The 14101-nt window shown below is 61.5% G+C and carries 13 protein-coding genes and 2 pseudogenes; 7 read left to right on the plus strand and 8 right to left on the minus strand.

Annotation, left to right across the window (positions count from 1 at the left end; all coding sequences use genetic code 11):
- Positions 1 to 47 precede the first annotated feature (47 nt).
- Together AC1AV0_RS05670 and AC1AV0_RS05675 are read left to right on the plus strand one after the other, a co-directional pair.
- Positions 48 to 845 (plus strand): AIM24 family protein, encoded by a 798-nt coding sequence (locus AC1AV0_RS05670; protein ID WP_476571968.1) that lies wholly within the window; start codon positions 48 to 50, stop codon positions 843 to 845.
- Positions 846 to 1243: 398 nt separating this feature from the next.
- Positions 1244 to 2185, plus strand: coding sequence for an NAD(P)H-binding protein (locus AC1AV0_RS05675; protein ID WP_476571970.1), 942 nt, complete (start codon positions 1244 to 1246; stop codon positions 2183 to 2185).
- 190 nt (positions 2186 to 2375) lie between these two features.
- Here the strand turns inward: AC1AV0_RS05675 and AC1AV0_RS05680 are convergent, their stop codons facing one another.
- Complete coding sequence (locus AC1AV0_RS05680) at positions 2376 to 2864, minus strand: iron-containing alcohol dehydrogenase (RefSeq protein WP_476571972.1); 489 nt, start codon at positions 2862 to 2864, stop codon at positions 2376 to 2378.
- Between AC1AV0_RS05680 and AC1AV0_RS05685 the strand changes: the two genes are divergently transcribed.
- Entirely contained in the window at positions 2841 to 3071 is a 231-nt protein-coding gene (locus AC1AV0_RS05685) for a MerR family transcriptional regulator (RefSeq protein WP_476571974.1), read from the plus strand. The two genes, AC1AV0_RS05680 and AC1AV0_RS05685, sit on opposite strands and share 24 nt — an antisense overlap.
- Positions 3072 to 3199: 128 nt before the next feature.
- On the opposite strand, the gene AC1AV0_RS05690 is transcribed toward AC1AV0_RS05685, so the two are convergent.
- Both AC1AV0_RS05690 and AC1AV0_RS05695 read right to left on the minus strand, forming a co-directional pair.
- Complete coding sequence (locus AC1AV0_RS05690) at positions 3200 to 4027, minus strand: histidine phosphatase family protein (protein WP_476572223.1); 828 nt, start codon at positions 4025 to 4027, stop codon at positions 3200 to 3202.
- Between the two features lie 187 nt (positions 4028 to 4214).
- Positions 4215 to 4961, minus strand: coding sequence for an AraC family transcriptional regulator (locus AC1AV0_RS05695; RefSeq protein ID WP_476571976.1), 747 nt, complete (start codon positions 4959 to 4961; stop codon positions 4215 to 4217).
- A gap of 178 nt (positions 4962 to 5139) precedes the next feature.
- Between AC1AV0_RS05695 and AC1AV0_RS05700 the strand changes: the two genes are divergently transcribed.
- Positions 5140 to 5262 carry a hypothetical protein gene (locus tag AC1AV0_RS05700; RefSeq protein WP_264298314.1) on the plus strand — a complete coding sequence of 41 codons (123 nt, stop codon included), beginning with the start codon at positions 5140 to 5142 and terminating at the stop codon, positions 5260 to 5262.
- A 64-nt stretch (positions 5263 to 5326) separates the two neighbouring features.
- The gene (locus AC1AV0_RS05705) at positions 5327 to 5452 is read left to right on the plus strand and encodes a hypothetical protein (RefSeq protein WP_476571978.1); all 126 of its coding nucleotides are present in this window, start codon (positions 5327 to 5329) and stop codon (positions 5450 to 5452) included.
- Between the two features lie 296 nt (positions 5453 to 5748).
- Here AC1AV0_RS05705 and AC1AV0_RS05710 read toward each other — a convergent pair whose 3' ends face one another.
- The 5 genes and pseudogenes from AC1AV0_RS05710 to AC1AV0_RS05730 form a co-directional block, all read right to left on the minus strand.
- The gene (locus tag AC1AV0_RS05710) at positions 5749 to 6819 is read right to left on the minus strand and encodes a YeiH family protein (protein WP_476571980.1); all 1071 of its coding nucleotides are present in this window, start codon (positions 6817 to 6819) and stop codon (positions 5749 to 5751) included.
- Positions 6820 to 6852: 33 nt separating this feature from the next.
- Positions 6853 to 7947, minus strand: coding sequence for a redox-regulated ATPase YchF (gene ychF / locus AC1AV0_RS05715; protein ID WP_476571982.1), 1095 nt, complete (start codon positions 7945 to 7947; stop codon positions 6853 to 6855).
- Between the two features lie 27 nt (positions 7948 to 7974).
- Positions 7975 to 8763, minus strand: a complete 789-nt coding sequence (gene proC, locus AC1AV0_RS05720) for a pyrroline-5-carboxylate reductase (protein ID WP_476571984.1) — start codon at positions 8761 to 8763, stop codon at positions 7975 to 7977.
- An 11-nt stretch (positions 8764 to 8774) separates the two neighbouring features.
- Positions 8775 to 9431: pseudogene (locus tag AC1AV0_RS05725) on the minus strand (proline iminopeptidase); the annotation flags it as partial.
- Between the two features lie 84 nt (positions 9432 to 9515).
- Positions 9516 to 10229: pseudogene (locus AC1AV0_RS05730) on the minus strand (alpha/beta fold hydrolase); the annotation flags it as partial.
- 191 nt (positions 10230 to 10420) lie between these two features.
- Here AC1AV0_RS05730 and AC1AV0_RS05735 point away from each other — a divergent pair.
- Both AC1AV0_RS05735 and AC1AV0_RS05740 read left to right on the plus strand, forming a co-directional pair.
- Complete coding sequence (locus AC1AV0_RS05735) at positions 10421 to 13006, plus strand: sensor histidine kinase (RefSeq protein ID WP_476571986.1); 2586 nt, start codon at positions 10421 to 10423, stop codon at positions 13004 to 13006.
- 163 nt (positions 13007 to 13169) lie between these two features.
- On the plus strand, positions 13170 to 13997 hold the full coding sequence (locus AC1AV0_RS05740) for a response regulator (RefSeq protein ID WP_476571988.1): 828 nt from the start codon (positions 13170 to 13172) through the stop codon (positions 13995 to 13997).
- Positions 13998 to 14101: the final 104 nt, after the last annotated feature.

Here is a 14101-nt window from a genome sequence, read left to right on the forward strand (position 1 = left end):
GCGAGGGTTCACGGACGAATCCTCCGCAGAAGAGAAAGAAAACGTCAATGCAAATCTACAACTTCACCGATAACGACGATGCGAAAATCATCGCCCAGCAGGGCATGTTCCAAGTGTTGGAGTGGCAGCGCGACTTCTCCGTCGACTACGGCGGCGCGATGGCCGCGTATTTCGCCGCCGAGATGAACGTGCGCCGCCGCCAGCTGGTCTGCACGTTGGACGGACGCATGGGCGTCACCGTACAGGCCGGTGCCATGCAATGGTCCGTCGGCAATATTCAAGCCACGACCGGAGTGAAGGGCATGGGCGATTTCATCGGCAAAATCGCCCGCGGCGCGGTCACCAAGGAATCCGCCATCAAACCAGAATACACCGGTGTGGGCACGCTGGTGCTTGAACCCACGTACCGGCATATCATACTCATCGACCCCGAGCAGATGGGCGGCGCGATGACCGTCAACGACGGACTGTTCTACGCCTGCCAATCCTCAGTGCAGCAGCGGGCGGTGATGGTCTCGCGCCCCAGCGCCATGGTCGCCGGCGGCGAGGGATTGTTCAATCTGTCGCTGCAGGGTCAGGGCACCGTGGCTTTGGAATCCCCCGTCCCCATCTCCGAACTCGTCACCATCGACCTGAACAACGAGGAGCTGAAGGTCGACGGCAATTTCGCCATCGCTTGGACCACCGGACTGCAGTTCACGGTGGAGCGTTCCGGCAAAACGCTTATCGGCTCGGCCGCCAGCGGCGAGGGACTTGTCAACGTCTACCGCGGCACCGGTCGCGTCCTATTGGCACCGATCGCCTCGACCACATCCAATCCCAACGCCGGCTCCGGCAAGGCGTGACCCACCTGACCCAATCCGCGCCGCCGCTCACAAGCATGACGCCGCGGCGCGGACTCACACCGCTTCGCGGATCAACCGCATCGGCCAACTCCCTCATAAATTGTCATAGAAATCTCCTCTCGTAATAATCTTGAAAGAGCAAAGCGCCTGCCGCGATTGACAAATGCTTTGCTCTTTTCGCTAAAGGTATGCTGGTTTTTACATATAAAACAACGTTGATATCTCCATGCTGTTATGCAATTGTCTTCTTGGGTATGTATGAGCGCTGCATTGAGCTGTCTTTGCCGTGATAACGCTGCTCTGCGGCAATCAGACAAAAGGGACTCGCTATGAGCGGGATTCCATCCTTACGCCGTATAATCAGCGTGTCTTTACCATCTCAATCAAGGAGGATTCTTATGGGCAAACTCATTCTCACCGGCGTTGATGGAAATCTTGGAGGCCAGGCCGCCGAATATCTGCTTGAGATCGCAAAGCCCGAACAACTTATTTTCACTGGTTACAACCCGGCCTCTCTCGAACGGTACGCGGCGCTCGGTGTCGAAACGCGCGTCGCCGATTTCAATGTGAGGGAAGGGCTTGAGAAGGTGTTCGAAGGCGGCGACGTCATGGCCTTGGTGTCGATGCCGTTCGTAGGTGTCAAGCGCCAACGAGCCCACGGCAACGCCATCGACGCCGCAAAGGCAGCGGGAGTGACCAAAATCGTGTACACCTCGCTGGTCAACGCCGCCGATCCCACGAATCCAAGCGTTGAGAAAAAGGACCACGCCTGGACGGAGCAGTACGTTCAGGATGCCGGTCTCGACTACATCTTCCTGCGCAACTCGCAGTATGCCGAGGCCATGATCACCAACTACTTCACCTATGTGCACACCGACGGCGTGCTCAAGAACAGTCAAGGCGATGGTCTGATGGCCTATATCTCACGCAAGGACTGCGCCAAGGCCGTAGCCTATGCGCTATGCAATACCGATTTGCACCATGCCATTGAGAATATCAACGGTCCCGAGCTGATGACCATCGCCCAGTTCGTCGAGATCGGCAACACCGTGACCGGCAACCATGTGGTCTACCAGGAGATCACCGACGAAGAGAACTACCAGGTGTTTGATGCGATGGGCGTGCCGCGCACCACGGATGGGGTGTTCCAGGAAGGTTCCGAGGCCCCATTCTCCTCCGACGGTATGGTCACTTTCGCGCAGGCCATTCGCGAAGGCAAAATGGACGTGTTCACGGACGACTTCAAGAAGCTCACCGGAGACGATCCAATCACCGTCCGGTACATGTTTGAGCATGCGGACGAATTCCAAATCGGCGACCGTCACTCCAAGGACGCTTAGCGCCATATTGCTCTGATCAGTGACGATGCCATAGTGAATGATGATCGCGTTCTGAGAGCTGACCGGCTTCCCGTGTTCAGCTCATTGGAGCGTGATCATCATCATTTCACGCGCAACGAGTTAATAACATCATTTCGCCTCGGACCTGCGGTTGAGCGCACTTAATACTAAATAGGCTGTGCGCGCGGACTCACACCGCTTCGCGGATCAACCGCATGATTGTTTTCGTGTCGATATCCGTATAGATGGATTCCAGCGGTCCCAGCTGTTCGATGCATTCGCGCAGAGCGGCGTCGTCCTCGCGGATGTCGCGGATCTGCGAGAAGCGGGTCGGCATGCCGTACTTTCGGTACAGCGCGAACATGGCCTGCATGCCGTCGTGCACGATCTCATCGATGCCGCGCCCTTCGGTTTCGACGCCGAGGATCTGCGTCGAACCGTTCATGTCAGATCCCGAGGAGGGGAAGGTGATGATTGTGCCGACCGGAAGATGCTCCGTCGTGTCCGGAGTCTTCGCATAGGTGAGATACTCCCCGATGTCGCCGGACTGTTTGACGCCGAAGGCGATGGTTTTGGTGATGTCGAGGCAGGTGCCGCCGCCGATGCCGACGACCTCAACTGGCTGCGGTGCGCACGGTTCCTGCGCGAAAGCGGCATGCCGATCGCGCAGGTCAAACACTATTTCTCCCTATGCCAGCAAGGCGACGGCACCATCCAAGAGCGGTTCGAAATCCTTCAGGACCTGCAGGCGCGCACGCGGGACGAGCTGGAACAGCTCCAGCGACGGGCGGCCTGCATCGACGACAAGGTGGCCCACTGCAGGGAGATTCTAGCGGGCGAAATTCCCGACGACTGCAATCCGATCTACTGGCCGGCCGACCTGTAACGCGACTGCACCGACGCGGGCAATCCCGAATCAGCTTCCCCGCCCGCCCGAGCCGTTTCAACAGGCGTATTCCTTCCAGATGCAGACCGACCCGTCAGAGCCGACGAGGTGCACCATCTGCCCGCGTCTCAGCGAGCATATTCCTCCAAGTGAGGATCGACGGCGTGGACCACATCCACCAGATCGCCGTTGGACAGGTAGGGGCGCTGGAATTCGCGCCACGGCTCCACTTTGATCTCCCAACGACCGGTTTCCTGATCAAGCACGGGACGGGCGGTCTGCTCCCAACGCAGGCGCTTGTGCGTGCGGCCCGTTGCGGGGTCACGGCGCGAATAGTGCAGACAGGTGCAGTTGGTGATCGCCCATTCCGGAGCGTCCGCGCGGCGCATGAACTCCTCGTCGGAGAGATCCTCCAATGTGAGCATCAGCGCGAGCATGAAGTCGCCATGGCTGACCATCACCACGGATTCCGCGTCGGACTTGCGATTGAGCGCGGTCAGCAGGTTATGCACGCGGTCCTCGGCCACGTCGGCGATGGATTCACCCGCCGGCGGACGCCAATACAGCGGGTCGGTGGCCTTGAACATCCAGTTGCGCTCGTAATGCTTGCGGAACTCGTCTTTGGTGATGGTGCTGATCTCGCCCCAGGAACGTTCGCGCAGCACGCGCGTCTCCTCCCACTTGGCCTTCGGCAGCGCCATCGTGGCGGCAGTCTCGCGCGTGCGCACGTATGGAGACACCAGATACCGGTCGAACAGCTGCTGTTGCGAGACCAGCCAACGGCCGATGCAGTCCGCCTGTTTGCGGCCGGTGGCGGTGAGTCTCCATGAGCGGTCGGGAACGGTGACATTGTCTTGGGTGAACAGCGAGTTGTCGCCCTGCTCCCCCGCTTGCACGATCACGTTCGCCTCGGATTGGCCGTGGCGGATAACATACAAATCCAGCGGCATGCCCATTGATGCGCCCTCGCGTTCCTTCTCGTCGCGGCACATGCGTCTCCTGTCGTGTCTGCGCGTGCCGCATTCCTGTTCGATACTGGAATCCACCGTAGCCCAAACCACACGGAAGCGACGGCATTGCGGACGAGACGTCGCAAAGAATTTACCGCAGCGTCTCCATCGCGTCATTCTGAGCGTATGAGCTTTATTCCGGCCAGATGCCCGTTTGGGCGTTGGCTTTGCGGTAGTCGCCGGGAGTCACGCCCATCTGTTTTTTGAACACTTTGCTGAAGTGGCTTTGCGAACTGTAGGCGAGGATCTGCGCGATCTCACCCAGGGAGTACTGCGAGTATCTGAGCATATTCGCCGCGGCCTCCATACGCCGGTCGGTCACGTACTGCGAAATCGACGTGCCGGTCTCCTTGGAGAACAGCTCGGAGAGATATGTGGGATTGAGATGCACATGGTTCGCGAGCATCGCCACGGTGATCCGCTCGTGCAGGTGATAGTGGATGTAGTCCATGCATTCGGCCACCGCCTTGGAATGCACGTCGATTTTCTGCAGGTCGGCCATCGCCCAAGTGAAGAACGTCATCATGTCGGTGTGCATGCGGCGCACTTCGGCGACGCTCGCGCATCGGTCCACGTCTTGGATGTACAGATCCGAGGCGTTGTAGGCGTCCTCCTCATCCATACCGCCTTCGATGGCGAAGCGCGTGGCCAGGGTGATGGAGGTGACGAACAGATATTTCGCATTGCGCAGCGGATCGTCGCAGACATGGCCATACAATCCGGAATCCCACAGCTTCACGCTTTCGGCGATGGCCGCCCCATCGCCTGACCTCATCAGTTCGTACTGCTTCATCTCCTCGACGTAGCGATGGTGCCGCACGCGATCCTCACGGCTCAGAAAGTCCAGATACCGCAGCTTCGCCTCTTCAACGACCGCCATACTCGCTCCTTTCCTTACCAAAACCTGAGTGCAATGTGAACAAAAGGTAAATCGCTCTGATTACCCGATGATTATATCAAGAATGCGATGAAAATGGCTAGCGAAACCCGAACGAGCCTCGTAATGTATTCATTGTCAACAGAACAAGGAACACAACAAGTGAGGAAAGGAAAACATCATGGATAACAAGATCATGAACGAAGCGCTCCGCGCTCCCCTCGCTTCCACGGATCCCTCGCTGGGCTCCTACGCCCTGGCCCAGGCTTCCTGGAACGCCGTCAAGAGCATCGTGCGCAAGTAAGACGCACCGACTACAGACTTGATAATCAAATAAGAAAAACGTTATACAAGAAAAGGACACAACCATGGATAACAAGAACATGATCAACGAAGCCCTCCGCTCCCCGCTGGCCGCCGCCGACCCCTCCCTGGGCCACTACGCCCTCTCGGTGAGCGCTTGGAACGCCATCAAGGGCATCGTGCGCAAGTAAGCTTAGACTTTCATCTCTATAGCCCGCGTCCGAATCATTACGGATGCGGGCTTTTTGCTATTCCAAACCGCGATTGCGCCATCTGAGATTCCTCGACTTCGCTCGGAATGACGAGAGAAGACTCGGTCCGGAATGACGATTAAGCTCCGCCACCCGCCATCATAAGCGCGGCCCTCCTCGTCATTCCGAGCGAAACCATCCTCGTCATTCCGAGCGAAGTCGAGGAATCTCCTCCATAAACACCGAGGCGCCTGAACCGACGTATGCCGGTCAGGCGCCTCACGTTTTTGCAGATTCTAGAAGAACAGCACCGCGATGCCCACGCCAAAGAACATGAGCAGCACGGAAGCGATGAAGCTGGCCAGCACCGCCTTGGCGCCCTTTTGCGCGATCGCCTTGAAATTCACGTTGATGCCGAGCGCGGCCATAGCCATGCCGAGCACGATATAGGCGACATCGACCAAGTTGGCGGAGATCGCGGTCAGGAACGGCACATAGGTGCCGAGCACGGACGCTGCGATGAAGCCGAGCATGAAGTACGGGAAAGCGACCTTGCGCTTGCCCTCATGCTTGACCGTGGAATGCTTCCTATCCCACCAGATGGCGATGATGATCGCGGCGAACACGAGCATAAGCACGCGGCTGAGCTTCATGATGGTGGCCATGTTGAGCGCCTCTTCGCCGAACGCGCCGCCGACGGCGACCGCGTGCGCGATCTCATGCAGCGTGGCACCGGCCGCGACGCCCTGCTGGGCTGAGGTCAGGCCGAACAGCGGGAAGAGCGCGATTTCGATCAGCGCGAACACGGTGCCCATAATGGCGACGGTGGCGACGGCCATAACCTCGTCGTCGGCTTTTTCCTCTTCCTCCTCTTCGGAGACGGTGATCGAGCCGGACAGTCCCATGACGGCGGCCGCGCCGCAGATGCCGGTGCCGCCGGCGGTGAGGATGGCGAGCATCGGGTTGACCTTGAGCGCGCGGGCGATGGCATAGGTGACGACGATCACCAGCGTGACGATCACGGCCGCGATGGGCAGGCATTTGATGCCCTGGGTGAACAGCACCTGCAGGTTGAGTTTGAAACCGAGCAGGATGATGCCCAAGCGCAGCAGCTTGTTGGAGATCAGGCCCGCCGCGTCCTTGACGCCGGCCTTGCGGCCGTCATCGGACCCCACATAGAAGGATCGGATCGGAAATTGGATCACCATACCGATGAGCAGGGCGATGATCAGCGCTCCGAACAGGCTGAATCCGGGAAATTGTTTGAGCCAGGAGCCGATGAAGGACGCGATCAGCGTCAGGATGGCGATGAACAGCATATCGGTGGTCGCGATGCGTTTCCACCACTTAGCGCAGAATTCTCTCATGATTCTCATTCAACTCATTCATGTAAGAAGACACTACTTGCTGACGTTGAACATAAATTCGACGATGTCGCCGTCGGCCATGACGTAGTCGCGGCCTTCGGTGCGCAGCTTGCCTTCCTCCTTGATTTTGGCCATCGAGCCTTCGGCGGCGACGAACTCGTCGTAGCTCACCACATTGGCCTTGATGAAGCCCTTCTCGAAGTCGGTGTGGATCACGCCGGCGGCCTGCGGGGCGGTCCAACCCTTGTGAATCTGCCAGGCGCGCACTTCCTTCTCGCCTGCGGTCAGGAAGGTCTGCAGGCCGAGGATGTCGAAGCCCACGCGGGCCAGCTGGTCGAGACCGGATTCCTCGAGGCCCGCGTCGGCGAGCATCTCACGGGCGTCCGCCTCATCGAGTTCGGTCAGATCGGCCTCGAACTGGGCGTTGAGGAAGATCGCCTTGGCCGGTGCCACAGAGGCGGCGAGCTTGGCTTTGAGCTCGTCGTTGGAAAGCTCGTCATCGTCCACGTTGAACACGTAGATGAACGGCTTGGCGGTCATCAGATGCAGGTCGTAGACGTCGGCCTTGTCGATTTCGCCCGCTGCGGCGGCCTCATCGATGGTGCGGCCGGATTCGAGAATCTCTTTGGCCTTCTGCACGGCGGCCAGATACGACGGCTCGATCTTCTTGCCGCGCAGGTCCTTCTCGAGCTTCGGCAGCGCGTTCTCGATGGTCTGCAGGTCGGCGAGGATCAGTTCGGTGTTGATGGTTTCGATGTCGTCGGCCGGATCGACCTTGCCGTTGACATGCACGATATCGTCGTTTTCGAAGGCGCGCACGACCTCACAGATCGCGTCGGCCTCACGGATGTTGGCCAGGAACTTGTTGCCCAGGCCTTCGCCCTCGGAGGCGCCCTTGACGATGCCGGCGATGTCGACGAAGGTGACGGTCGCGGGCACGACCTTGCTCGTGTTCACCAGTTTGGCGAGCACCGGCAGGCGATCGTCCGGCAGGGGCACGATGCCGGTGTTGGGCTCGATGGTGGCGAACGGATAGTTCTCCGCGAGCACGTTGTTGCGGGTCAATGCGTTAAACATGGTGGACTTGCCCACATTCGGCAGTCCGACGATTCCGATGGTAAGAGACATGGTTCCCTAGCTTAGCGGCCCGTCCCGTCATCCGACGATGGCGTCGACGGCTTTGATGATGGATCCACGGAAGGCGTTCTCCTCCAGCGAGGCGACGCCTTTGATGGTGGTGCCGCCCGGCGAGCAGACCGCGTCCTTCATGGCACCGGGATGCGTTTCGGTGTCGAGATACAACGCTCCCACGCCTTCGATCATCTTCGCCGCGAGACGGTAGGCGGTGGCGCGCTGCAAACCATATTTCACACCGGCGTCACCCAAGGCTTCCAAATACATGTCGGTGAAGGCGGGCGCGCAGCCGGCCACCACCATGGCGATGCCCATATGCGCGGTATCGACACGTTCGATAAGGCTGATCGGCGAGAACAGCGCTTCGAACACAGATGTCTCGTCATCGGTGAGCGTGTTGGCGATTTCGGTGACGAGCACGCCTTTGTCCACGGCCATCGGCGTGTTCGGTATCGTGCACTGCACGTGCGCGCCCTCCCCCAACAGCTCCTGGTATTTCGCCAGATCCCATCCGGCCGCGATGGACACCACGGTTTTGCCCGGCGCGTTCAACGCGTCGGCGAGCGGCCCCAACACCGATTCGATTTGGTACGGCTTGATCGCCACGATAACCACATCGGCGGCCTCCACCACTTCGGCGGCGCTGCGGACCGGCTTCACGCCGAGTTTGGCGGCGTTGACCTCCAGCTTGTCGAAGTGCGCGGCGCAGGCGACGATCCGCTCGCCCGGCAGCACGCCGGCGTTCACCCAACCCAAAGCGATGGCTTGGGCCATATTGCCGTATCCGATGAATCCAACAGTGGTGTCCATAAGAGTCCTTTCTAGAACAGCTCTTCCAAATCGCCGCGGCTCAACGCCTCGTTCCACAGCCTCTCGAACACGTTGCCGGTGCGCAGCCCGTCGTGTTCGAATTCGTTCGTGGTCCAGTAGTGCGAGTTGCCGACGTGGCTCAACGTGTCGAGCTGCATGCCGGAATCCACATACATGTCGTCGAAGTACACGGCGGCTTGCAGCGGCACCTCGTTGCGGGCGAGCTGCTCCTCGTCGTAGATCACACCGAAGCGCGTGTCCTCCATCAGCAGGTCCATGGCGGGCTTGAACGGGCGCAGCGCATGCTCCTGCTCGAACATCCACGGGAACATCGTCTCGCCGGTAAGCATCAGCGGACGGCGGTCGGTCGCGAACTCGGGCCGGGTGTCGCGCACACGCTGGGCTGCCCAACGGATCGGAGCGTCCATCTCGCCGTTCGCGTAGATGAACTCCTGCAGCGGCCAGTAGAGCGGACGCGAACCGGTGGCATCCATCACATCGGTCAGGAACTCGTCGCTCAGCGTGCCGCCGGCCACAGCCGAGCCGTCGCCCGCGAGGAAGGCGTCGTCGAGAATCCAATGCACGCGCTCGAAGCCGGGCTTCATGCCGAAGTCGGAGCCGAGCGTCTGGAAGCGTTCCACGGTGAGCGGGTCGCCGTTGGGCAGCAGCGGGATCGACGGGTCGATCTCCCCCAGTCGCAGGCCGGCGGAATAGTCGGCCCCCTCACCGCAGATTCCGGCGGCGGCGAGCCGTTCGGCGACTTCGGCCGCGGTGGGCAGCATGTCGGCGATGGCGGCTGCGCGCTCGGCGTCCTGCGGGTAGCGCTCATAGAATTGCGTGGTTTTCGTGACCATGCGCGGGAAGGTGTGCTCGTACACTTCGGTCGCGTCCGCGGGCACGTGCGGAATGCCGCCGGTGGTGAAGCTGGCGATCACGCCGTGTGGGAACAGCGAAAGGGTGGTCAGCGTGAGGAATCCGCCGTAGCTTTGGCCGAGCGTCACCCACTTGCGGCCGTCGAATTCGCTCAGACGCAGGTGTTCGAAGTCGCGCACGATCGAGTCGGCGAGGAAATGCTTGAGATACGCGGCCTGCGCGGCGGCGGCTTCGGCCGGCGAGCCGGCGCGGGCGGCGAGCGCGGCCATGGTGTGCGTGTCGACGCGGTTCGAGCGTCCGGTGCCGCGCTGGTCGGGCAGGATCACGCGGAAATGCTTGATGGCTTCTCCGATCCATCCGTCGGACGCGGAGAGGGGTCGGGGGCCGGATCCGCCGGGGCCGCCTTGCAGGAAGATGAGCAGAGGCAGGTCGTCGTGCACGCGTTCGGGAGCGGTGACGACGCGGTAGAAGAGTTTGATGGTTTCGCCGCTGATGTCGTGGCCCGGTTCGTTGCCGGCCCAGTCGAGCGGCACGTCGACGGAATGGTCTTCGATGGCCAGTCCTGGCACATAGTATTTCGTAAGCAAAGTCATGCCTCTATCTCACTCATTGCACGAGACAAACCGTGCCGCGACGCACCGGTGCGCCCGCCCGTCGGGCGCGCACACATCACGCGCGCGTCCCCATCGTGGGAGTGCCGACGAGCCCGGTTGCCGCGCATCCTGATCGCATCGTCCGCGAGGCGGATGGCGGCAGGTGCGGCGGAGGCGTTAGGCTGAACCTCATGACGAACAGCATGGCTTGGTGGCGGCGCGCGCGGCGGTGGATGGTAGGCAATCCGCTGTTCGTGGACACATTGATTATGCTGGCCGCGGCGCTGTTCGTCGGCGTGACCAGTGCCTCGATGACCGATGGGACCGGCGCATTGTTCGAGCAAACGCCTTCAAGCGCTGTGTTCTGGACGATCGTCGTCATGGTGCCGTTGGCGTTTCGCCGACGCTGGCCGCAGGCCGCCGCGTTGGCGTTCGTCGCACTGGCGGCGCTGCAGCTGGTGTTCGGCCCGAGTCTGGTGTTGGGCGATTACGCCGCGCTGGTTCTGCTGTATTCGGTGATCGTGTACGGCGATCCGAAGCACACGCGCGCTTTTCTTGTGGTGGCGGCGGTGATGAGCGTGCTCGCCTCCGTTGTGGGTGGTTTCTCGATTGACGCGGGACCGTTGTTCGCGCCGCCCCCATTCCCGTCCGCTCGCGTGTGCCGTTCCGCGACAGGCACGTTCGAGATGACCGCTGATTGCGCCAGCACGGTGGCCACCGAGACCATGGGCGTCGGTTTGGCGGTCACCCTGTGCGTGGTTTCGGTGGTTGTGCTCGCCTTCTGGCAGCGCGCCCGCCTGTACACGCTGCGGCTGATGCGCGAGCGCGAGCAGGCGTTGCGGGCCAGCGAGCAGGAGGAGCAGCATATCGCCGCGTTGGCGGAACGCGCGCGCATCGCCCGCGATATGCATGATGTGGTGGCGCACACGTTGTCGATCATTATCATCCAGTCGGATGGCGGGCGGTATGCGGGCGTGCATGATCCGGCGGTCGCGCGCAGCACGATGGAGACGATTCGTCACGAGTCGCGGCGCGCGTTGGGTGATATGCGCCGCTTGCTCACCGTATTCGGCTGGTCGGCGAGCGCCGGCTACGGCGACATCGCCTCGCTGGTGGAGCAGTCGCAGGCAGCGGCGGGCGATGACTGGATGCTGGAGCGTCGTATCGTCGGCGTTCCAGTGCCGCAGCGGCTGGGCGAGGATGCGAGTATGGCCGCGTACCGTTTGGTGCAGGAGGCGCTGACCAATGTGCGCAAATACGCGCTGGCACCTACGGGCGGGGCGTCGTCGCGCACTCGAGTGCGGGTCGATGTCATCGAACATTGGGAGGCCAATGGACTGACCTTGCAGGTGCTGGACGACGGACGTGGCGTCGAGGCGGAGCGGGACGGCCATCAGCCCGGATACGGTCTGGTCGGCATGCGCGAGCGCATCGAGGCGACCGGCGGTTCGGTGGCGGCCGGCCCGCGCACGGATTCCCGCGGCTTCGAAGTCACCGCTTTCCTCCCCTACGCTCCCACCGAATCCGAAACATCCCCAACTTCAACCGAGGTATCCCCGACCATTGTCGAAACGCCCCCGCACGATCTCTTCCCCCGTCATCCCGAGCGGAGTGAAACGCAGTCGAGGGATCTCCCCATCCCCATCCCCCTACCTCTTTCCACGGCCGCCCAGGCCTTGCGAAGCGAGCCGATCGATCAACCCGATTCGCTCCACGGCGAACGTTTCAACTGGATCGAGCGACTGTCGCAGTGGACGGAACGCCACTATCTGGCCACGGATGTGCTCGGCACGCTATTGCTGTTGGGATTCCTGTCGGGCACGTCGCTCACCTCGTCCGTCCTGCTGGGCGGATACTGGTATGACTCCGGTTCGGCGGCGTATTTATGGTTCGTCAGCGGCGGCACCATTCTGCCGCTGATGTTCCGCCGCCGCTTCCCCGATGCCGTGGCGTTGGTCGTGGCCGCCGTGTCGGCTTTCCAACTGATGTTCCTGCCGACGGTGATGTTCACCAACGTATTCGCTTTGGTGGCCTTGTATTCCGCGGTGCTGTACGAGCGGAGGCATACGTGGAAGCGGTATGCGGTCATCTCGGCGATACTCTCCCTGCTGTTCGGCGCGAAGGTCTGGTCGGCCACGGTGCCCATACTCTTCGACTCGACGACACGCAGCGACTTCTCGTTGGCGTACGCGCTGTACCTGTTGGCGACGGGACAGCGTGAACTGGTCTCCGGCATGACCGCCTTTCAACGCTTGATGCCGGTGCTGTACATGATGATTGTGATGCTATGCTGCGCGGCCACGATCGCCGGCGCGCTATGGTCGCGCTCGCGCGGCTCGAACGCGCTGGTGCTGCAGGCGCGTGAGGAGGCGTTGCGCGCCGAACAGGCCAAGCAGCGTGTGTTGGCGGCGAATATGGAACGCGACCGCATCAGCGCGAGCATCCAGACCGAGGTGACGACCACCCTCACCAGCGTGAGCGCACAGGCCGAAGCGGGACTCGCGATGTTGGACGAGGCGGCTGCCCGCGGCGAGGAGCCTTCCGGCGAAGCGATCGCGGCGGCCTTCGAGGCGATCGGACATCAGGGACGCGAGGCGTTGGCCCGTATGCGCCAATTGCTGCGCGTACTGCGCGAGACCGGCTTCAGCGACGAAGCGCATACGGCCGAAGCGCAGAATCCCGAATTGCAGCTGGCACCCGCGGCCTCATTGGATGAGCAGCTGCGCGACATCGCCGAAACGGAACCGAGCGCCGACCGTTCCGCCCGATTGGCATGAGTCGTACGGCGCCAGAGGAAAGGGATTGCGCGCTCCGAAGAACACGACAGGTGCCGGACGATGCGGTGCGGATGGTGCGGCATACGGACGGCATCACCATCTCAGGGAAAAATCAGGGTATGTTCCGCCAGTGCGCCGCCGGCCGATTCGATAAGGTGAGACTATGAGTGAAGAACAGCGGATTCGCGTGGTGATCGCCGATGATCAGGAGCTGGTGCGTGCCGGTTTCGCGATGGTGATTGGTTCGCAAAGCGATATGGTGGTGGTCGGGCAGGCGCGTGATGGTGCTGAGGCGGTGGCGTTGGCCGAACAGATGCGCCCCGATGTGGTGCTGATGGATGTGCGTATGCCCGGCATGGATGGTTTGGAGGCCACGCGACGCATCACCGCGCTGGGGGCCGCCACGGGCGGTTCCGCCGCATCCTCGATGGCGAGTATGGCCGGACCTGCGATACCAAGCGATGACGCCGCTCGCCAGACGCGCGTGATTATCCTGACGACTTTCGATTTGGACGAGTATGTGATGGCCGCGATCAATGCGGGAGCTTCGGGATTCCTGCTCAAAGACACGGAACCGGAGACCTTGCTGGGGTCGATTCGCACGGTGTTCAACGGCAATGCGATCATCGCCCCGTCAGCCACCAAGCGTCTCATCGAGAAGATGATGCAAGACGGCTATGCCGGCGCACATAACGCGACCGCCGACGGAGCCGGTGCGGCGCAGGCGTATGGGATGACAAATCCTGGCACGGCCGGTGCCGGCGAGGCGGCATCCGGCTACTACACCGATCCCGAACTCGACGACCTGACCGACCGCGAGCGCGAGGTGCTTATCGAAATCGCGCACGGACTGAGCAATCAGGAGATCGCCGACAAACTGTTCATCTCCCTACCCACCGTCAAAACCCATGTGGCGCACATCCTCGCCAAAATCAACGCCCGCGACCGCGTCCAAGCCGTCGTCTTCGCCTACGACAACCACCTCGTCTAGCTCCGCGACTGCCTTTCTGAAATGGACAGTGCCCGCCCATCGTGATGATGAGCGGGCACTTCTTGTATGTCACGTGCGCCGTACGGCGCACGCGGGACTTTAGG

The sequence above is a fragment of the Bifidobacterium sp. LH_558 genome, from assembly GCF_056356295.1.

Coding starts and splice junctions, on each gene's coding strand:
- AC1AV0_RS05670 (WP_476571968.1), top strand. CDS start 48: ATGCAAATCTACAACTTCACCGATAACGACGATGCGAAAATCATCGCC.
- AC1AV0_RS05675 (WP_476571970.1), top strand. CDS start 1,244: ATGGGCAAACTCATTCTCACCGGCGTTGATGGAAATCTTGGAGGCCAG.
- AC1AV0_RS05685 (WP_476571974.1), top strand. CDS start 2,841: ATGCCGATCGCGCAGGTCAAACACTATTTCTCCCTATGCCAGCAAGGC.
- AC1AV0_RS05690 (WP_476572223.1), bottom strand. CDS start 4,027: ATGGGCATGCCGCTGGATTTGTATGTTATCCGCCACGGCCAATCCGAG.
- AC1AV0_RS05695 (WP_476571976.1), bottom strand. CDS start 4,961: ATGGCGGTCGTTGAAGAGGCGAAGCTGCGGTATCTGGACTTTCTGAGC.
- AC1AV0_RS05700 (WP_264298314.1), top strand. CDS start 5,140: ATGGATAACAAGATCATGAACGAAGCGCTCCGCGCTCCCCTCGCTTCC.
- AC1AV0_RS05705 (WP_476571978.1), top strand. CDS start 5,327: ATGGATAACAAGAACATGATCAACGAAGCCCTCCGCTCCCCGCTGGCC.
- AC1AV0_RS05710 (WP_476571980.1), bottom strand. CDS start 6,819: ATGAGAGAATTCTGCGCTAAGTGGTGGAAACGCATCGCGACCACCGAT.
- ychF (WP_476571982.1), bottom strand. CDS start 7,947: ATGTCTCTTACCATCGGAATCGTCGGACTGCCGAATGTGGGCAAGTCC.
- proC (WP_476571984.1), bottom strand. CDS start 8,763: ATGGACACCACTGTTGGATTCATCGGATACGGCAATATGGCCCAAGCC.
- AC1AV0_RS05735 (WP_476571986.1), top strand. CDS start 10,421: ATGACGAACAGCATGGCTTGGTGGCGGCGCGCGCGGCGGTGGATGGTA.
- AC1AV0_RS05740 (WP_476571988.1), top strand. CDS start 13,170: ATGAGTGAAGAACAGCGGATTCGCGTGGTGATCGCCGATGATCAGGAG.